Annotated in this window: 19 protein-coding genes; 8 read left to right on the top strand and 11 right to left on the bottom strand. The window is 37.8% G+C overall.

Going from position 1 to position 20,540, the window contains the following annotated elements:
- The first annotated feature begins 7 nt into the window (after positions 1-7).
- Positions 8-442 carry a YbjQ family protein gene (locus AC52J8_RS03980; protein WP_005064507.1) on the top strand — a complete coding sequence of 145 codons (435 nt, stop codon included), beginning with the start codon at positions 8-10 and terminating at the stop codon, positions 440-442.
- Here the strand turns inward: AC52J8_RS03980 and AC52J8_RS03975 are convergent.
- The 3 genes from AC52J8_RS03975 to AC52J8_RS03965 are packed head-to-tail and all read right to left on the bottom strand — an operon-like array spanning position 439 to position 2,430.
- Positions 439-873, bottom strand: a complete 435-nt coding sequence (locus AC52J8_RS03975) for a nuclear transport factor 2 family protein (RefSeq protein ID WP_017402613.1) — start codon at positions 871-873, stop codon at positions 439-441. The genes AC52J8_RS03980 and AC52J8_RS03975 overlap by 4 nt on opposite strands.
- A gap of 53 nt (positions 874-926) precedes the next feature.
- Positions 927-1,733, bottom strand: coding sequence for an SDR family NAD(P)-dependent oxidoreductase (locus tag AC52J8_RS03970; protein ID WP_086399691.1), 807 nt, complete (start codon positions 1,731-1,733; stop codon positions 927-929).
- 25 nt (positions 1,734-1,758) lie between these two features.
- The gene (locus AC52J8_RS03965; RefSeq protein WP_017386313.1) at positions 1,759-2,430 is read right to left on the bottom strand and encodes a hypothetical protein; all 672 of its coding nucleotides are present in this window, start codon (positions 2,428-2,430) and stop codon (positions 1,759-1,761) included.
- Between the two features lie 196 nt (positions 2,431-2,626).
- Between AC52J8_RS03965 and AC52J8_RS03960 the strand changes: the two genes are divergently transcribed.
- The 3 genes from AC52J8_RS03960 (at position 2,627) to AC52J8_RS03950 (ending at position 7,348) form a co-directional block, all read left to right on the top strand.
- On the top strand, positions 2,627-5,524 hold the full coding sequence (locus AC52J8_RS03960) for a valine--tRNA ligase (RefSeq protein WP_086399690.1): 2,898 nt from the start codon (positions 2,627-2,629) through the stop codon (positions 5,522-5,524).
- An 87-nt stretch (positions 5,525-5,611) separates the two neighbouring features.
- The gene (locus AC52J8_RS03955; RefSeq protein ID WP_086399689.1) at positions 5,612-5,956 is read left to right on the top strand and encodes a hypothetical protein; all 345 of its coding nucleotides are present in this window, start codon (positions 5,612-5,614) and stop codon (positions 5,954-5,956) included.
- 390 nt (positions 5,957-6,346) lie between these two features.
- On the top strand, positions 6,347-7,348 hold the full coding sequence (locus AC52J8_RS03950; protein ID WP_086399688.1) for a 5'-nucleotidase: 1,002 nt from the start codon (positions 6,347-6,349) through the stop codon (positions 7,346-7,348).
- 39 nt (positions 7,349-7,387) lie between these two features.
- Here the strand turns inward: AC52J8_RS03950 and AC52J8_RS03945 are convergent, their stop codons facing one another.
- Complete coding sequence (locus tag AC52J8_RS03945) at positions 7,388-8,404, bottom strand: molecular chaperone DnaJ (protein WP_197738972.1); 1,017 nt, start codon at positions 8,402-8,404, stop codon at positions 7,388-7,390.
- A 127-nt stretch (positions 8,405-8,531) separates the two neighbouring features.
- Complete coding sequence (locus tag AC52J8_RS03940) at positions 8,532-9,437, bottom strand: AEC family transporter (protein ID WP_086399687.1); 906 nt, start codon at positions 9,435-9,437, stop codon at positions 8,532-8,534.
- A gap of 115 nt (positions 9,438-9,552) precedes the next feature.
- Between AC52J8_RS03940 and AC52J8_RS03935 the strand changes: the two genes are divergently transcribed.
- The 3 genes from AC52J8_RS03935 (at position 9,553) to AC52J8_RS03925 (ending at position 12,779) form a co-directional block, all read left to right on the top strand.
- Entirely contained in the window at positions 9,553-10,437 is an 885-nt protein-coding gene (locus tag AC52J8_RS03935; protein ID WP_086399686.1) for a LysR family transcriptional regulator, read from the top strand.
- A 304-nt stretch (positions 10,438-10,741) separates the two neighbouring features.
- Positions 10,742-11,929 (top strand): ammonium transporter, encoded by a 1,188-nt coding sequence (locus AC52J8_RS03930; protein ID WP_025466615.1) that lies wholly within the window; start codon positions 10,742-10,744, stop codon positions 11,927-11,929.
- Positions 11,930-12,068: 139 nt separating this feature from the next.
- The gene (locus tag AC52J8_RS03925) at positions 12,069-12,779 is read left to right on the top strand and encodes a phosphatase PAP2 family protein (protein ID WP_086399684.1); all 711 of its coding nucleotides are present in this window, start codon (positions 12,069-12,071) and stop codon (positions 12,777-12,779) included.
- 1 nt (position 12,780) lies between these two features.
- Here AC52J8_RS03925 and AC52J8_RS03920 read toward each other — a convergent pair whose 3' ends face one another.
- The 6 genes from AC52J8_RS03920 to AC52J8_RS03895 form a co-directional block, all read right to left on the bottom strand.
- Positions 12,781-14,115, bottom strand: a complete 1,335-nt coding sequence (locus AC52J8_RS03920; RefSeq protein ID WP_086399683.1) for a sensor histidine kinase — start codon at positions 14,113-14,115, stop codon at positions 12,781-12,783.
- Between the two features lie 23 nt (positions 14,116-14,138).
- Positions 14,139-14,813, bottom strand: a complete 675-nt coding sequence (locus tag AC52J8_RS03915) for a response regulator transcription factor (RefSeq protein ID WP_140157913.1) — start codon at positions 14,811-14,813, stop codon at positions 14,139-14,141.
- Between the two features lie 14 nt (positions 14,814-14,827).
- Positions 14,828-16,477, bottom strand: coding sequence for a phosphoethanolamine transferase (locus AC52J8_RS03910; protein WP_208753395.1), 1,650 nt, complete (start codon positions 16,475-16,477; stop codon positions 14,828-14,830).
- Positions 16,478-16,655: 178 nt separating this feature from the next.
- A complete protein-coding gene (locus tag AC52J8_RS03905; protein ID WP_002116353.1) occupies positions 16,656-17,948 on the bottom strand; it encodes a DcaP family trimeric outer membrane transporter in 1,293 nt (430 codons plus the stop codon).
- A gap of 272 nt (positions 17,949-18,220) precedes the next feature.
- Positions 18,221-18,412, bottom strand: a complete 192-nt coding sequence (locus AC52J8_RS03900) for a hypothetical protein (RefSeq protein WP_014207513.1) — start codon at positions 18,410-18,412, stop codon at positions 18,221-18,223.
- 73 nt (positions 18,413-18,485) lie between these two features.
- Positions 18,486-19,745, bottom strand: a complete 1,260-nt coding sequence (locus AC52J8_RS03895) for an MFS transporter (protein WP_197738971.1) — start codon at positions 19,743-19,745, stop codon at positions 18,486-18,488.
- Between the two features lie 127 nt (positions 19,746-19,872).
- Between AC52J8_RS03895 and AC52J8_RS03890 the strand changes: the two genes are divergently transcribed.
- The gene (locus tag AC52J8_RS03890; protein WP_086399681.1) at positions 19,873-20,499 is read left to right on the top strand and encodes a lysophospholipid acyltransferase family protein; all 627 of its coding nucleotides are present in this window, start codon (positions 19,873-19,875) and stop codon (positions 20,497-20,499) included.
- The last annotated feature ends 41 nt before the right edge of the window (positions 20,500-20,540 follow it).

Below are 20,540 nucleotides of genomic sequence, written 5' to 3'. Positions count from 1 at the left end.
GTAGAAAATGGATAATCTTATTTTTCAGCTTGTTATTTTTCTCATTCTTTTCAGTATTGGTTGGGCTTTTGGCCGTCATATTGAACGAAAACATTTGAATGAACTTCTAGAAAAAGAGCAAAAATTTGCCCATATCAGAATTGATACCAATCGTTTTGCAACGAGTGATCAGCTAGGCCACTTTATTAGCAGTAATGTTGTGATTTCTCATGATTACTTTAAATATGTATTGGCATCTATAAAAAACGTTTTGGGCGGAAGACTGACCAGTTATGAAAGTATTGTTGAACGTGCTCGCCGAGAGGCGATTGTACGTTTAAAACAACAAGCTCAAAGTGTCGGTGCTACTCATATTATGGGAGTTCGGCTGAGTACAACCGAACTCGGAATGCAAGGCGGAATGGTCGAAGTTTTTGCTTATGGAACAGCAGTTAAAGATTAATACTGCCCAACCTCAGAAAAATGAATACGTGGATTGCCAATATTTTTAGTTAAATGTTGGCAAATTCGGGTAATTTTCCAACGGTCTTGTTGTTTCGCCAAAGTAAAATAATAACGACCAAAAGAATGAAAATAATCATTTTCTGAAAAGCGATAAATTTGATAATTACATTCTAGCCATGCTTGATCTTGTTCAATCCGAATTAGAGGATTGCTCAAATTGTGCTGTAGTCGCAAATGGGACAAGGCTTGCTGCCGAGAACCTTTATATTCATGACAAGACACCACACATAAAGGCTCTCCTCTAAATTGGAAATAGTCCACCTCAAGTTGATCTGCCAACAACTCATCAAAAGCGTCCCAATTTTTCTGGTCAAAGACCAATTGAAAACGCGTGACGACTTCTAAAATACGGTGATAATCCTGATCCATGGCGAACCTTCTATGCGGGTTTTTCACCAATTTAGCACGGCAAAATCACTTTTTTATTTTACTTTTGTTTTCCGAATCATTTTATAAAGAAGTTTTGGTGACATCCGAGAAACCATCACCCCTAGTTTTTCTTTAGTCCCACCCACAACAATATATTCTTGACCCTGTACTAACGCTTTTACAGCTTGCTCTGCAAAAACATCTGCCTCTAAACCATTTTCAATTGCTTCATCTTGATGGCCTTGAGGTTGCCCTGCGCCATTGAGTGCATTAAAAGAAACATTAGTTTTTACGAAACCAGGGAAAATAACCGAAACTTCGACACCTTGATCTGAAACCTCAGCACGTAAACTATTTGCCCACATGTGAATTGCCGCTTTAGCAGCCGAGTAGCTTGCACGGTACTGTGTACCTAATAAACCCGCTACACTCGACACAAATACAACTCTGCCAGACTTCTGTTTTAGCATAGTTGGTAGGACGGTTTTGGTGAGTGCAACTTGTGAGAAATAATCGACTTCCATAATGGCGCGTTCAGTTGCCATGGTCGTGTCTTTAATTAAAGCACGTTGACTCAAACCTGCATTATTGATGAGCCAGTCAATACGGCCTTTCGCCTTTAAAATCTGCTTATAAGCCTCTTGAACCTGCTTTTCATCAGTAATATCTGCGACCACAGACAAATGATGATCGGGATTTAATAAACCAACCCGAACCTCTTCTAATTCTTCAAAACGACGCGAAGTCAAAATCAGCTTTGCGCCTTGTAAAGCCAATTCCCCTGCTAAGGCCTTACCCAAACCAGAAGATGCGCCCGTAATCCATACCACTTTATTTTGCAAAGTATCAAGTTTGGCCATGTAATGTTCCTATTATCTTTTTAAATTATGCTGCTTGATGCATGAAGGCCAAAAAGTGGTTGATATAATGAGTTGCTGTAGTCTGATCAACCTGTGTCCCTAACTTTTCCAAACGTTTATAGCCCAAATGCGTCGTCATGTTGATGACTCCGTTAAGAGTTTTATCGACAACCAAATTAAATTTTAAACGCTTTTTAGGTTCACGTACTAGGCTTGTTACGCCTAAATCCACAATTTGTATGAGCGTTTCAAATGCAGCCGTAATGCTTTGCATATTACCGTCACGAATTTGCTGAGTAAGAGTTTCGGCTTGTTGCACGAGTTGAAGTGTGACCGGATAGGTAATATAAACTTGCTGCCCTTGTTCTTTCATGAGAGAGGTCATGTAGTCAACTAAGGGTAAAAGACGTTCATTTCCAAAGAATGAAACTGACCAAGGCATGTATTTTCGAAAAGTCTCTAAAACTTGCTGAATGACTTTTTCAGACTCAGCCTGTTGTTTTGGAGACATGGTTGCATTTCCTGACTGTAAAAGCACAGAAAAAACCTGCTCAATAATTTCACAAGAAAGATCAGACAATACATCCCCCAAAACTTTTGCCTGACTTTGGCTTACCCCATCATGCAGTTTTTGCCGAATAGCCTCGAATTGTGTATAAGTCGAATCGGAAATTTTCAAAAAAACTTCATAACTCATCAGCAGCATCCTTTTTCAATTCTTTTGTAATTTTTGTGCCGTGTGTCTACACGATTAAATTGTGATCCATCTTTCATAAATCTACCGTTTTTTGAAAAAAATACAAAACCGTTTATCTGTTTTCAGCACATTAATTTCGAGGCATTTTTTTGCTACAATAGATGCAATTTTTTATGCATATTCGATCTAAGCTACTATGACTGACGCTCAAACCGCTCAAAATATTGCAACCACATACGATCCAACCGAGATCGAAAAGAAGTGGTACAAAACGTGGGAAGAACAAGGTTACTTCAAACCTTCTGGTCACGGTGAATCATTCTGTATCATGATTCCGCCACCAAACGTCACTGGTAGTTTGCACATGGGCCATGGTTTTAACAATGCCATTATGGATGCCCTCACCCGTTATAACCGTATGATGGGTAAAAACACTTTGTGGCAACCAGGCACAGACCATGCTGGTATTGCAACTCAAATGGTTGTTGAGCGTCAACTTGGCTTACAAGGCGTAACTCGTCACGACTTAGGCCGTGAAAAGTTCATCGAAAAAGTTTGGGAATGGAAAGAACAATCTGGCGGCACAATTACGAAACAAATTCGTCGCTTAGGTTCATCTGTAGACTGGTCACGTGAACGCTTCACGATGGACGAAGGTTTATCAAACGCAGTTAAAGAAGTATTCGTTCGTTTGCACGAAGACGGTTTAATTTACCGTGGTAAGCGCCTAGTAAACTGGGACCCTAAACTTCAAACAGCTCTTTCTGACCTTGAAGTAGAAAGCAAAGAAGAAAAAGGCTCACTTTGGCACTTTAAATATTTCTTTGAAGACAAATCAGTTAAAACTCAAGACGGCAAAGACTATTTAGTTGTTGCAACAACTCGTCCTGAAACTTTACTGGGCGATACTGCAGTTGCTGTTCATCCAGAAGATGAGCGTTATGCGCACCTTGTTGGTAAAAACATCGTATTGCCAATAACTGGTCGTTTAATTCCGATCGTTGCCGACGACTACGTTGAAAAAGACTTCGGTACTGGCTGTGTAAAAATCACGCCTGCTCATGACTTCAATGACTATGACCTAGGTAAACGCAATAGCTTGCCTATCATTAATATCTTCAACAAAAACGCCGAAGTTTTAGGTGAGTTTGAATATATTGCAAAAGCTGGCGAACAAATTTCTAAAACCATTACTGCGCCTGCAGACTATGCTGGTTTAGAGCGTTTTGAAGCACGTAAAAAATTAGTTGCTCAAGCTGAAGCTGAAGGTTGGTTAGACCAAATCCAACCGTATGACTTAAAAGCGCCACGTGGCGACCGTTCAGGTGTGATCATTGAGCCGTTACTGACTGATCAATGGTATGTAAAAATTGCTCCGCTTGCTGAGCCTGCAATTGAAGCAGTTCAAGATGGCCGTATTAAGTTTGTTCCAGAGCAGTACAGCAACATGTACATGGCGTGGATGCGTGATATTCAAGACTGGTGTATTTCACGTCAGCTTTGGTGGGGTCACCGTATTCCAGCTTGGTACGATGCAAATGGCAACATCTATGTTGGCCGTAACGAAGAAGAAGTACGCGCGAAAAACAACATCGCGGCTGACGTTGAACTTAAACAAGACGAAGACGTTCTTGATACATGGTTCTCATCTGCACTTTGGACATTCTCAACTTTAGGTTGGACTGGCGATGCACAAAAAGATGCAGCAAATGATTTCTTAAAAACTTTCCACCCTACAGATGTGTTGGTGACTGGTTTTGACATCATTTTCTTCTGGGTTGCCCGCATGATCATGATGACCCTACACTTCATGAAAAATGAAGATGGTTCATCTCAAGTTCCATTTAAGACTGTTTACGTTCACGGCTTGGTACGTGATGGTGAAGGTCAAAAAATGTCGAAGTCTAAAGGTAACGTACTTGATCCATTAGACTTGATTGACGGTATTGATTTAGAAAGCTTAGTTGCTAAACGTACGACTGGCCTAATGAACCCGAAAGATGCTGCGAAGATTGAAAAATCAACGCGCAAAGAGTTCCCAGAAGGTATTAATGCTTACGGTACTGATGCAGTTCGTTTCACGTTCTGTGCGCTTGCAAACACTGGTCGTGACATCAAGTTCGACTTAAAACGTGTTGAAGGCTACCGTAACTTCTGTAACAAAATCTGGAACGCGACTCGTTTCGTTCTGATGAATGTTGAAGGCCAAACTGTTGGTCAACAAGCTCGCCCTGATCTTTGGGAACTTCCAGAACAATGGATTATGAGCCGTCTGCAAAAAGCGGAAGCTGCTGTACATCAAGCGTTTGCAACGTATCGTTTAGACCTTGCTGCTCAAGCGATTTACGACTTTATTTGGAATGAATACTGTGACTGGTACGTTGAGTTAACGAAACCAGTTCTGAATGATGCAGAAGTTTCAGAAGAGCGTAAAGCTGAAGTACGCCGTGTATTACTTGCAGTCATGGAAGCTTCATTACGTTTGGCTCATCCGCTTATGCCGTATTTGACAGAAGAAATCTGGCAGACTCTTGCACCAATGCTTGGTCAAGGTGGCCCAACAATTATGACTGCTCAATACCCTATTCCTGAGCAAGCAAAAATCAATGAACAAGCTGAAGCAGATATGCAATGGCTTCAAGGCTTGATTGGCGCAGTACGTAACATTCGCGGTGAAATGGGCTTAGGTAATGCGCGTTTATTGCCAGTATTACTTCAAAACACATCTGACGCTGAACGTGAACAAATTATTCGTATTGAAGCATTGTTCAAAGCCTTGGCTAAAGTTGAAAGCATTGAATTTTTGAATAAAGATCAAGAACCGCCATTATCTTGCTCTAGCGTTGTAAGCCACGCATCGGTATTTGTACCAATGAAAGGATTAATTGACCCTAAAGCTGAGCTTGCTCGTTTGCAGAAAGACTTGGATAAAATCCAAAAGCAACACGACCAAATTGCGGGTAAACTTGCAAATGAAGGCTTTGTCTCTAAAGCACCGGCAGCGGTGGTTGAAGGTGAAAAAGCGAAGCTTGCTGAGTTTGCTGCGCAGTTAGAGAAAGTTAAAGCGAATATGGAGCAAATTGCTGCGCTTTGATAAAAGAGGAAAGGCCCTATATAGGGCTTTTCCTCTTGATAAAAATATTCTATATTTATCAAAAATAGAATACAGGTTAGCGAAACAATGATAATTTCCAATCATAATGATCATATTGCTGGTGAGTATTTCAATTATTTAAATAAATTAGCATTCTTCACTATTATTCCTGTAACCATAGGTTTATTCTTAGCAAAAAATACTGGTACCGATTCCTTTTTTATTCAAAAAATGGCTTTTTCTTTCTTAATTTTAAGTTTATTTTATTTAGTAACAGATTCAGATAGAACTATTATAGCCTATAACAGAATAGCAAAAGAATATGTGAAAGCATACCGAGGATTTTTAGGTCATTGTACTCTTATATATAAAACATTTATTTTTTTATTGAGCTTTGCTTTTTTAGGTGGAATAGCGATAGGTTTTTTCTAATTAGTAAAATATAATTTGTGTTCTTAGCCAAAACTAGGAACTAATATTCTTTACCTAATCAATGTTCAATTATTAATAACTATTTTTGGTTCGACTTCATATACCATCAAATATTTTTAAATCAGCCTAATTCTTTTTAATTAAATCTTTTGAAAAATAATTTTCTTGTGATATGCTTAATGAGATCAAGCTGAACAGAGTATCCTAAGATACAGTTATATTAAATATAAAAACAATATTTTTACTATCCTTTCTTGCTAAATTTTCAACTTTTTTTCTAAATACCTCTGAAATTAAATATCCACTATAAATTAATCAAGAGAATTATTAATTTTTTTATTAATAATATATACTTCACCTTAAAATTATTAATTTATTATTAGAATCTATATGAGTGGATATAATCTTGAACAAAAATTGGTTATAGGCCTAGCTTCAAGTGCTCTTTTTAATTTAGAAGAATCAGATGCTGTCTTCAGAGAAAATGGAGAATTAGCTTACCGAGAGTATCAAAGAAGCCATGAAAATCAACCATTAGAATCAGGTGTCGCCTTTCCATTTATTCAACGCCTGCTAAGTTTGAATGACATTTTTCCATCAGAAAAACCATTTGTTGAAGTAATTCTACTTTCTAGAAATGACCCTGATACAGGGTTAAGAGTCATGAATTCTATTGAACATCATAAATTAAATATTAAACGTGCCATTTTTTTACAAGGGCGTACGCCACATAAATATATTAATGCTCTTAATATTAGTTTATTTCTATCAGCTAACGAAACAGATGTGAACCAAGCCATTAATGCTGGCTATCCAGCAGGCTTAATCTTAAAAGGACAAATATTTGATATTGCTCATGATGAGGAATTACGTATTGCTTTTGACTTTGATGGCGTCATTGCAGATGATTCTTCAGAACAGGTATATAAAGAAAATGGGTTACCAGCCTTCATTGAAAATGAATCTAAATTAGCTAATCAACCAGCCAATGCCGGTCCACTGCATAAGCTTCTACAACAGCTTTCTACACTTCAAAAAGCAGAACTCAACTTTTTAAAAGATAATACAACTTATAAAAGCCGATTGAGGATTTCAATAGTTACTGCACGTAATGCACCAGCACATAAACGCGTAATAACTAGCTTACGTGCTTGGGGAATCGATACTGTTAATGAAGCATTTTTCTTAGGAGGTATTGAAAAGAGAAAAGTGCTAGAAATATTACAGCCTCATATTTTCTTTGATGATCAAGTTACTCATGTCGAAAAAACAGCCGATAGTATTGCATCAGTCCATATCCCATTTGGTATTGCTAATAAACAATTAGATTCAAATAAGCAATCTGCTAATTTGAAAATTAATGAAAATAATCAAACTTTGGAATTAAATTAATTATCAATAGCTATCATAAAAAGGAAATTTAGGGAGGTTTTACAAAACCCCATGCCCCAATAACATCTCTACCCCACTCACTTTTTTCATATACTTTAAACGTTCTTTCTCCCACTTCACCTGCTGCTTTAACTCAGCACAATCAGCATCTACAGCTTTATAAACATCACTAATATGTACATGCTCTGCTTTTACATTTGTTGCTAATTGAAAAGAATCTAAAATCTCAGCTATTTGACTTTCAAGCTGCTGACTTTGTGCATCTAAAGCGAGTTTATAAAACCTCAATTGCTCGACAGATAGTTCCTTAGCACCTAGCCCTTTATTCTGTTCAAGCTGTAACTGGAGTTTGAGTAAATAAAACAAATCCTGCTTTTCATAGGCCTGACTTGCCTGTTGAAACAACTCAGTTTTTTCCTGTTTTTTTGTTTCATCTTGCTCACGGTCTGGGTGAATCATCGCAGCAATTTTTAAATAAACTGTTTTGAGTGACTGCGCTGCCATTTGCTCAGCTTGTTCACGTTTCTGTTGCTGTCTTTGTTGTTTGGCTTGTTCCCGCGCTTGTTGTTGCTCAGCAGCATACTGTTCAAAGTCTTCTTCTAACTCTACACCTTGCTCAGCACTTTCTTCATATTCAGATTTTATTGACTGAGCTTTCTTATTCTTTTTTGCCAATTCAACCCCATGTTGCTGATAAAAGGTATCGATCTGCCTCACTAACTCTAACTGCTCAGCAGATAGCATTTTTGAGCGCTTCAACATGTGTGCAAGCTGGGCATTTTTTTCATCTAGTCGTTGCATGTCTGCTTTGGAAAACTCATGGCTATGCAACATATTCCAAAGTTGATCCAATTGCTGAAATAAAACTTCATGTAAATCGCCATACACAGGCATCAGTTTTTGCCGTATGTGCTGTTGAATCTCGGCTTGTGCATTTTGCCACGTGCTCAGGCTAACTTTTTGTTGCTCTATTTTATCAATCAGGCGATTCAGTTTTTTCTGCTGTGCAGACGGTTCAGACCTTTGCTGCAAGCTCACTTTGAGATCAAAGGACATACTCATCCACCTGAAAAAGAAAAAAGTGTAGCAATAATTATATGAGGAAGGTAGCTAGCATTCTTTAAGTCAGAATTAGTCTATTCATTTTTAGAAAATAGAATGCGACTTATCTAAAGTTTATATTTTAAGAAATCCACCAAATCACCATTGGCAAAGTCACGGCAGCACATAAGGTTTGAAAGCTAATCACTGCGGCCATAAGCTGACTATCACCATCCAAAACCTTAGTTAAAATGTAGGAAGCGGAAGCTGTCGGTAGCGCAAAGAAAATGACTAAAATTTGTGTTTGCAAATTTGGTAAACCAAACCACATGCAGACAGCGTAAGCCAAGGCAGGCACTGCTAAAATTCGTGCAAATGTATCTGCAGCCAATACCACAATGTCTTTTTTAATTTGCATAAACTGTAAAGCTGCGCCCACACATAACAAACCTAGGGGCAAACTCGACACTGAAAAAAGCTTAATAAACTGGGTAAAGCCTTCCCAAATAGGAATATGAAGCGCATTGACTGCTGCCCCAACTACACACGATGCAATTAAAGGATTTTTAAGGAGTGCAATCAAAACAGGTTTAATTGCCATATGTTCTTTAGAGGTTAGAGCAAGCACCGAAATAACGTTCACGAGCGGAATGCAAAGCGCCAATAAAATTGCCAGTATTGCCATCCCTTCGCTTTTAAAAAGCGAAGTCACTAATGCCAAACCAATATAGGTATTAAAGCGAACCATACTTTGTACATGTACACCAAAACGTGCAGGTGGTATGTGGCAAAATATTCGGAGGATATATAAAAATGCAGTTACTGCTAAAACCACAACCAACATCGCAATGATGGCTGTACTCAAGCTTTGTAAGTCAATTTTTGCGGTCGAGAGCGTACTAAAAAGCAAAGCAGGAAATAAAATATAGTAATTGAGCTTCTCTGCCCCAGCCCAAAACTCATCGCTAAAAAAACGATATTTTTTAAATAAGTATCCCGATGCAATTAATGCAACTAAGGGAAAAAGAGATAAAACAATACTATTCATTTCTTTACTCGAGTTTTGTTAGGGCTTGCTGTTTGGCAACTACCTTGGCTTACTCATATATTAAAGATAATGAAAACTCATGATAAAATGAGTTTTTACTCATAACAAATACAAAATGACCTTTACCCAGCTTGAAATTTTCGCACTCATTGCTGAACTAAAAAGCTTTACTGCTACAGCAGAAAAGCTGGGAATTTCACAGTCGGCAGTTTCTCATGCACTTAAATCATTAGAACAACAATGGGGCATTAACCTGATTTCAAGAACCCAAAGTGATATTGAACTCACCACCACAGGTCAGCAGCTTCTTACTCATGTAAAAGAATTATTGAGTATTTCCGATACCTTAGAAAAAGAAGTGGCGGCCATCCACGGTTTAAATGAAGGAACATTACGTATAGGGTCTTTTGGGGCTTCATCCTCTATTTATCTATTACCTGAAATTTTAGAAACCTTTCGGCAACGTTACCCAAAAATCGAAATTTATATTGATGAAGGTGAAGATAAAGAAGTTGCCCAGTGGTTACTAGAAAGGCGTATAGAGGTTGGTTTTTTGATTATGCCAGATGAGCGTTTTGATACATTCCCCTTAATTGAAGATCGTTTTGTGGCCTTAATTCCGAGTGGTTACCCGCTCGCCCAACAACTCTATATTTATCCAGCACAGCTAGAAAATTGTCCTTTCATTATGACAATGGCAGGTAGTCGACATCAGGTCGAATTAATTTTAAAAAACTTCAATGTGAAACCAGATATCAAATTTTATGTGTCACAAATTCTAAGTATCGTCAGCATGGTCCATAACCAGTTAGGGATTTCGATTGTCTCTGATATGGTGCTCACCAAAGAGTTACTCTCACTCTATCCAAATGTAGTTAAACGCCCTTTTAAACCGAACCTTAAACGTTCTATTGGTCTCGCAGTCAAAAATAAAAAGCATATGAGTCCCGCTGCAAAAGCTTTTATTGAAGTCGCACAATCGGTTTGGTCAGATCATTAATTGAATATGAGCGAGTCTTTTTAAACTTTGAGAACGAACTCTTTCAGGTCAATTTATAAGCGTATTAGATGACTTGTAACGTAAAAAGCGCCAAAACCGCCCCTCTTTAACCAAATCAACGCACCATTTATCGCCAAAAACTACTTCTTTAATCCAAATTGGTGCGCTTATTGCATATTCACTTTTATGCAATTGAGTTTGTTTCGACAAACTTAGGTTTTTAGATTCCTTAAATCTATTTTGGTGCAATTTACAGACCCAGATTTGTTCCAAAATGGAATTTAGCACTTTTTTCGAGCATGCTATGCAAAATGTAGATCTATTTTTCTTATTACTTGGTGCTGTTTTGGTTCTTGCCATGCACGCAGGTTTTGCATTCTTGGAACTTGGTACGGTTCGCCATAAAAATCAGGTGAACGCACTTAGTAAAATTCTGACTGACTTTGCCCTTTCTGCAATCGCATATTTCTTTGTTGGCTACTACATCTCTTATGGCCAGCACTTCTTCCATGATGGTACGGTTTTATCAAGTGATCATGGCTATAACCTTATGCGTTGCTTCTTTTTACTCACTTTTGCTGCGGCAATTCCTGCCATTATTTCGGGTGGTATTGCTGAACGTGCAAAAATGCGTTCACAAGCAATTGCCACACTCGCTTTAGTTGCGCTGGTATATCCATTTTTCGAAGGTATGGTCTGGAATGGTAACTACGGTCTGCAAAAGTGGTTAGAAACAACCTTTGGCGCAGCTTTTCACGACTTTGCGGGTTCAGTCGTAGTTCATGCCATGGGCGGTTGGATTGCACTTGCTGCTGTCATTTTATTGGGTGCGCGTTCTGGTCGTTATAAGAAAGATGGTCGTGTAAGTGCTCACCCGCCATCGTCTATCCCATTTTTAGCACTTGGCTCATGGATTTTGATTGTAGGCTGGTTTGGCTTTAATGTGATGAGTGCACAGCGTGTTGATGCTATTTCTGGTCTGGTTGCCATTAACTCCCTCATGGCTATGGTTGGCGGTACGATTACAGCAAATGCGATTGGGAAAAATGACCCTGGTTTCTTACACAACGGCCCACTTGCTGGTTTAGTCGCAATCTGTGCAGGCTCTGACATTGTTCATCCAATCAGTGCACTTGTGATTGGTGGTGCAGCTGGGGCTATGTTTGTGTATCTATTCACTTATACTCAAAACAAACTTAAAGTTGACGATGTGTTAGGTGTATGGCCTTTACACGGCGTATGCGGCGCATTTGGTGGTATTGCAGTAGGTTTATTTGGTCAACAATGGCTGGGTGGCTTAGGCGGTGTATCTTTTGCTTCACAACTCATCGGAACAGCGCTCGCGATCGCTATAGCGCTTGCTGGCGGCTTTATTGTTTACGGTTTACTTAAAGCGACCATTGGCATTCGTTTATCTCAAGAAGACGAGTTTCGTGGTGCAGATTTGTCTATTCATAAAATTTCAGCAAATTCTGAAGAAGGTATGTTTTAATACTTTCTAAAGTGCTCAAGGCGACGATACTTCTCGTCGCTTTTTTATTTTTTAAAGAAGATTGAACCTCTTTCTTCAGTATAGTTTAAGAGCAATTTAAGTTTTATTTTATGTAATGCCTTTACTCACAATCTAATTGATGTTGCATGGCATGAATCAACAAAAACAATTTTTCCAAATTAATATCATCTTTCTTTTTCTCAGTTTTTTGCTGCTTTTAATCATTTTTCCAGTGGGTGGGAAAATTGATATGTACCTCATCCAGCCTTGGATCGATTCAACGGGTCATTTTTTCAATCGAGACAATTGGTATCTGGAAAGGCTTAATCATGAAATTGTAAAACAGATCATTACTGGCATTTATGTCATCTTTTTCGGTCTATGGCTTGCATCATTTAAAGTTGAGAAATTAAAGCTTTATCGCTGGCAATATGGCTATATGTTTTTTGTGAGCATGGTTGGCAGCGCACTGGTTGGTCTCTTAAAATCACAATCGGCTCATGCCTGCCCTTGGAATATGGTTCATCCTAACAGCTTAGGTGGCTATATTTGGGACTTTACTGCGAAACATGGGCATTGCTTTCCGGGTGGACATGCAAGCGCTGGCTTTATTTTAATGACAGGTTATTTTGTTTATCGTCTTGAACAACCGAAACGTGCCTATTTTTATCTCATTTCAGGCATTTTATTAGGCTTTATGATGGGATGGGCACAAATGATGCGTGGAGCACATTTCTTGAGTCATAATTTATGGACAGGTTGGGTTATTTGGGCAGTAAATATCTTATTTTATGCCGTTTGTATTCGCCGCTTTGAGTTTGAAAAACGAATCAAACAAGAACTTGTCTAACTCAAGTCCTTGTTTCGTGAACATGTAAAATCTTTGGAAGTTTAACCAAAACTGAAAGTCCACCAAGCTCTAAACTTCTGTCTAGTGTCAAAGTCCCACCTAAACGTTGAGTTGCTCGGTCAACAATGGATAGACCTAAACCACTCCCCACCTCAAGATGATGATGTACACGATAAAAACGCTTTAGAACTTTATCATAATGTTCTGGGTCGATCCCCGCGCCGCTATCTTCAATTTGTATACACGCATCGCCATCTGTAGCAGTGAAAACAGAAATATTAATCATCCCCTCATGAGGGGTATATTTGATGGCATTATCAATTAAGTTAAAAATAATTGAATGAACAGTTGGCTCAACACTATGCATTTCAATTGGCTCGTTACGAACAAAGCCCAAGTCGATTTCTTTTTGCATAGCCAGATTAACAAGCTGTTCAACACAATTTAAAGCGACATCATTAAGCTGAAAAGCTCTCGTCGGTTCAATCACACTTAAAGATACATCCTGCTTAGCCAGCGCTAAAAGCTGTGTCACCAAGTGCTGAATACGCGCTAATCCTTTACTCAAATTTTGCAGCGATTCCTGCTCAGGAAATTGACTAATTAAAATTTTAGTTTGTAAATTTAAAGCAGTCACAGGGGTTCGAAGTTCATGGGCTGCATCTGCAATGAACTGTTTCTGCTCGTTTTGTGCCTTAGAAATGCGCTCAAAAAGACGATTCATTTCATCAATTGTAGGTAGCAGTTCTTGAGGATAATCTGAGACTTCAATAGGCGTCAGCTCTTCTGAGTCACGATGAGTCAGTTCATTTTTAAAGTCATCTATCGGCTTCAGCCCACGACGAATAATTGCAGCTAAGGCAAAAATAGCAAATGGTAAGATAATCAAATATGGAATGAACATGCTACCTGCAAGTTCCCAAGCAAAGGCCTCACGAACCTTTTCTTGCTGGCTAATCTGAATCTGGTAATCCTTTAATGGCAAAACATAGGTACGGATTAAGCCATTACTGGTTTTATGTGAGTAAAAGCCAGCTTGTGTAACAGGTGGAACCAATAAATGGAGATGGTGTGATAAATGGGCTTGATCTTTATAAGCCCAAATATCTACAAACAGGTCTTCTTCATGATAAGTTTTATGAAAATCGAACTCACTGCTTACTGTTTTCAATGGATATTCAGCTGTTCTTTCAGCCAAATAACGCATTTGCGTATCTAAAATTTCATCAACTTCTTGAAGTGCAACTTTATAAGCAGTAAAAATTAATATACAACCTAAAATGACACTGAAAATTGAGGTGCCCCAAATCAGCCGTTTTTTTAATGAATAATGCACTGTTAAGAAGTTCCAAAATTAAGTTACGATTGCCCTAAACGGTAACCCAATCCTCGAATAGTTCGGATAAAGTCTTTCCCGAGTTTAGCTCTCAGGTGATGCACATATACTTCAATCGTATTACTGGTCACATCACTATCGAAATCATATAACTTATCTTCAAGATTTGCTTTAGAAAAGATTTTATTTGGATGGCTCATTAAAGGAATAAGAATTGCCCATTCACGATTAGACAAATCAATACGCTGTCCTTTAAAGGTAGCAATGTGCTGTTCAACATTTAAAACCAGATCACCACTTTGTAAAAGCTGCTCATGATTTGCAAGCTGAGCCTCTACCCCACTACGGCGTAATAGCGCATGAATACGAGCGAGTAACTCATCAAACTCGTATGGTTTGATCAAATAATCATCTGCACCATGGTTTAAGCCATCAACACGGTTCTGTAACTGATCTCGTGCTGAAATAATTAAAACAGGAGTCGCTGCTCTTTGGCGGATTTGCTTTAAGACTTGCATGCCATCCATCATCGGTAGCCCTAAGTCCAAAAGAATTAAATCGAATTTATTTTTAGCCAACTGGGCTAGGCCTTCTAAGCCATTATTGACCCACTCCACTTCAAATTGATGATATTGCAGCAACGTTATTGTTGACTGTGCAATCATAAAATCATCTTCAATCATCAAGATTTTTGTCATGTTTTAGGCTCGCTTTAATTCACATGGGCACAAGAGTGCAACATATCCAGTTGAGGGTTGATGACCTGAGTTCTTACATCTAACAAACTTAATAAGCTTGGGAATAAATTATCCTGACTTAACTTTTCTTTCGTTTGTTGGCTTAAACAACTTACTTGTGCAAGATTATGTTGTTTCCATTTATCAGAAAACCACATTATCATTGGTACATGTGTTTGTTGACTCGGTGCAATTGCATACGGTGAACCATGTAAATATAAACCATGTTCACCAGTTGATTCACCATGATCAGATAAATACCATAAACCTGTTTGATATTTCGATAGGTCTTTTAGGTTATTAATGATCTGACTTAATACATGGTCTGTATATACAATCGTGTCATCATAACTATTTAATAACTCCGTTTGAGAGCAACCCTGTATCGCATTAGTGTCACAAGTCGGTTTAAACGGTTGATATTGGGCAGGCGCACGCTTGTAATAGGCTGGACCATGACTTCCGACTTGATGTAAAACAATCAGGCGTGGACGGATGTCTCCTTTAGGAATAGTCGCTAAATACTCATTTAAGCTATCAATTAAAATATCATCGTAGCATTCGCCGTCTTTACACCATTTTTGCTTTAACTTTTCTGGTATTTGGTATTCCTCCACACGATCACAAGCCCCTTTACACCCAGAGTTATTATCAATCCAAGTCACTTGGTAGCCCGCACGCTTGGCAATGTCTAATAAACCTTCACGATGACTTGCAAGTTGTTCATCATAGTCAACACGTGGCATGCCAGAGAACATACATGGAACCGACACAGCTGTTGCTGTACCACATGAGCTAACTTGCGAGAAATTCAAAACCTCCTGTTTAGAAAGCTCCGGATTCGTATTTTTCGAATAACCATTTAATGCAAAACTTTCTGCACGTGCAGTCTCGCCTACAACTAAAACCATTAATTTAGGCAAGTTGCTTTGTACTTGCTGAATTTGATGAGCATCTTCACCATAGTGTATTAATGGCAAGTTCTTCTTAGGTGCCTTTTTATGATAATAAGACATTAAAGATGAAATACTATTTTGAGGTGAAATCATACCTTTTAGATCACGATGCTCACGAAAGATCGCTGCGAAATCAACATAATAAACAAATAGCAAAAGACCAACGATTGCGAAAGAAGCAATAATTGAACTAATTTTTTTCAACAATAAATGAGATGTTTTTTCTTTTTTAAGTTTTACCTGAGTAATTAAAATAATAGGTAAAACAACAAAGAAAACTGTCCAGAGTCCAAAACGTAATGAAATTAGATCAGAAACTTCAGATACATCGGTTTGTATCATATTTTGAATCTGATCGGGCGAGATAATTACGCCTAAGGTATTCACGAAATAAGAGCTAAAACCACCAATCACGACCAGTAAAATTGCAAAAATTTTAGCGGTCCATTTCCAGTTTAAAATCTGTAAAACCGCATAATAAGCAGCAACCACAATAAGTACAGTAGCAGCTAAAAATAGAATAGCCTTTATTCCAAAATATGGAGTTAAAATATGGACTTGGTGATAAAAACCAATATTTAGAATTGCCCCTAACCAAATGGCTATAATCAAATTAAACATAAACAGTGAAATCTGTTTATGTTTTAAAGTAGAAAAAAAATTCAGCATCTTGGGTGACTACAATCTTTTTATGATGCTCTAATGTAGAAATTGAAACTTAAAAATGACTTAAATAAAAAATGATCTAATTCTGAAGCTTTAAAGCAAGCTAATTCTTTTAATTTATATAAAAAAAGACGAGATTAGATTTAACCTCGTCTTTTGAGCTTTTAACTAAATATTGTTTTTAGAAACTATATTTAGCCATTAAACCAACACGGTTGTCTTTGTAATCATCACCAGCAAAGGTTTCGCGTTTACCATTAACATATTCAATACCTAAGTCAATTGGTTTAACTGGTGTATAAATGACGTTGAGCCATGCTTGCTGAACTTTTTCATTACCCGCAGTATATGCTTTAGCATAGTCTGTGCCATCATCAGCGAATTGAGCACCGTATGCTAAAGTAGCACGTAGGTTAGGTAAAATCTTATAAGTTCCACCCACTTGTACAGCTACAAATTCATTTTGCTCAATATTATCATTAACTAAAGTATAAGCAGAATTACTACCATATAAGTAGTTACTGTTACCTACAACATAAGAAGCATCAGCAAAGAGTTTTAAAGGATCTGCTACTTTAAAGTCAGTACCTGCAGCAACGCCCCACCCAGTCTGGTCATCGCCCTTTCCTGATTTGTAGTTTTCAACAAAAGCTCGAGCAGAAGCATTACCATTACCACCAGCATAACCTTGAGTAATTTTAGCTGTTAATACAGGTAATCTATATTTAACTGAGTCACCTGTTGCTGAACTATTACCTTCCTCAGCTGAAACAAATAATTGAGTCGCAGGAGCTAATTTATAGTTATAACGTACTTGTGGAATACGTGTTGTACCACCACCAATGTTCGTCGAAAAGTCGATCATTTCTGGTGCGTGGCTCGCCAAGAAGTTAGATGTAGTTTGACCAAACAACCAGTTGTTATAAGTTAAGTAAGCATGACGAATACGTACGTTTTCAGATTTGTTATTGTCACCACTTGCAAAGTCCAACTCAATTTTACCACCAACTTTGGCATTGCTTACAGGAGCAGTAAAATCTAAACCTAGACGAGTCGTTTTAGCAGTAGCACGCAATTTATCTTTTGCTTCACCATTAGACTTACTTACATCAGCGAAGTCACCATCCGCACCTTCGATAATATAGTTAGCATCGCCACGAACAAAACCATATAGATTCACATCAGCACCAGTTTTAGATTTTAATGATGCTAATGGAGAAGCTGGTGCAGCAGCTTGAGGTTGTGCCTTAACTTCAGCTAACTGTACTTGCTGTTGTTGCTGTACTTGCTGTTGTTGTTGCTGAACTTGACGTTGTTCTTGAATTAAAGCTTTTAACGCTTCAACTTCTTTACGAAGCTGTTGAATTTCCGCTTTGTCGGAAGTCGCAGCATGTGCCCCACTCATCATTAAAGCTGTAACTGTAAGAGCTAAACTTTTAATAACGAAAGATTTACGATTAAGGAATAGATCCATCAAAAACTCCTAAAAATATATTTTATGTTGCCTATCCATGCCAAGTTGATTTACGCCATTAAATTAGGGGCTAAAAAATCAACTCTCCTCCACATTGGTTACATTAATTTTATTACCGCAACCAAAACCAATTTCAACGTTGTGCAAGACTAAAACCGATAAACAAAGACATAAAAAACATACTTTGATTTACAGATTTTTACCTTAACTTCATGTTGTAACGAATCCTACACAACTCTCTTATCTTATAGAATGATTAAATCGTTATTTCATTATTCTTTTTTAGACTTTAGGCTAATAACCAATCTAATTGAACATTTTTCTGCCCATTTTGATTGATTCACATGATTTTTCTTGTTATCCAAATCCATTTTTTCTCCATTTAGCTTCCATTTGCTACCCACACAAGATGGCACAATTAATTGAGCATTTAAATAGCTAAAAATATACATTTTTAAAAACATAGACAAAGGTAGTAGATAAAGCTTAGATCACTGCTTGAGCAATATTAAAGTTCTTTATTTCATTTAGTTAACATTATTTTTCCTGTAGTTTCTCATGTTTCCAGAGGAAAATAGGCAGTAAACTGATCACTGCAATAATGACAATAGCTATCAAATAATGGAAATAACCGAGTAAATCTCCAATCACACCGCTAAAACTATAAAGAAGACCGCTAACAGTCGCCATAACTGAAACCTGAAAGGTAAAATCTGTCCCCGCATATTCTTTTCGACTGTAATGCATGACTAGAGTCAACATAACCACCAATAGCATTGCCGCAAATGCATCTTCTAAAGCATTGACTGTATATATAACCCAGACATTCAACTGAATTTTTTGTTCATAGGCATAGGCTAAATAAGCATAGGCTCCTAGACTCATAATTTTAAAAATTGAAAAGCCAATTAATGCTGCTGGTCTTGAAAAGTATTTAAGCACGCCTCCTGCTATTGCCGCCCCAGCGAGTGCTGCTACTGCACCGAGCATCGTGATGTAAACACCAATTTGAGTAAAACTTAACCCCATATCAACCATTAAAGGTTTAAGTAATGGTCCAGCTAAGCCGTCTGCTACTTTAAAAGTGATCAGTACCACCAACCAAGAACGGAGTTCTTTATTTTGAGAGAAATATCTTAGGTAAGCTTTAATTTTTAGGACTAAATTTTGCTGATTAAGTTTGAGTTCGCGACTCGCATGAGAAGTATGTTGAGGCTCTTTAAATAACCAAATAGGTAAAGTATTTAAAAATACTATGGTTGCTAATAGCAAGAAAGTGGGTTGCCATGTTAACCAGTCTAAGCACCAAAGTACGGCACCTCCCCCAACAATAAAACCTATGCGTGAACCAATGACCTGAAATGTATTGCCCCAATGCTGCTGATCATGTTTTAACAAGTTGACTGCTAAAGCATCGGTAGCAATGTCTTGTGTTGCTCCAGTTAAGTTCATAAAAAGAAGGGAAATAAAAAATGCGAATAAATAAATAGGTTGATCTAAAGCTTGAACGGGGAAAAAAGACAAAATACACAGTACACCCACAGTCAAAAACTGAGTAGGTAGAATCCAACTACGATAATGTCCTAAATGGGAAAGTGCGTGTCGGTCGACCCACGGCGCCCAAAAAATCTTGATTGACCACGGTAACATTAATAAGCCAAAGCCACCAATATGGGCGAGTGAAACTCCTTCTGCTCTTAAGATCACGGGTAAAGCGTGGGTCATAAACCCAACAGGCAGTCCTTGGGCCCAATATAAAGAAAATAGCAGAAGATAAAGATTTTGCTGCCGCAACATAGAAACCTACTTTTTATTTGTTTAATGAGGAATAACATCAAATGTCATGTTGTTCTTACATTTTGCCAATGAAGCATATATTTCAAAAGATTAAGATAAAACTAGGACAAGTTAAAATTTAAAAAATATGGATCAACATTTCCCTAATTTACCTGATTTAGTACCTCAACGCGGTACTGCTTTAAGCCGAGCGCTATTTAAAAAACTTTTTTTAGCGCAAGGTTGGACAATTGAAGGTGAAGTTCCTAATTTGCCAAAAGCAGTGGCGATTATTTCCCCCCATACTTCTAATATTGATGGATGGTATGGCTTTCTTGCGATTTTCGGATTAGGTATTCAAATTACGGTGTTAGGTAAAGATGCCCTTTTTAAACCACCGTTTAAACGAGCTTTAGATTGGGCTGGAGTCATTCCAGTTAAACGTGACACAGCCAATGGACTTACTGAGCAAGTCGTTGCAACCATTCAAAAATATGACAAGATCTGGATTGGAATGGCGCCCGAAGGCACACGTAAAAAAGCAAAAAAAATGAAAAGTGGCTTTTATCATATCGCTGCAAAAGCCAATATTCCCATTGTCATGTTTTCTTTTGATTATGATCATAAGACTATTCACTGTTTAGGGCACTTAACCCCAAGCGGCAACTATGAAGAAGATTTAAAAAAGATTTTTGAGCGTTATGAAGGAAAAATTTCACCTAAAAATCGTAATTGGCTTGCTGAACCTTTACAAAATCTAGTGAAAAAAACCTAGCAAAAATTGAGCAAATCTGGTCTCATGAGCCCTCTTAATTT

It is taken from the genome of Acinetobacter sp. S-1, assembly GCF_059579785.1.
The sequence above is the reverse complement of the archived record's forward strand: the minus strand, read 5'-3'. Positions and strand labels throughout refer to the sequence as shown.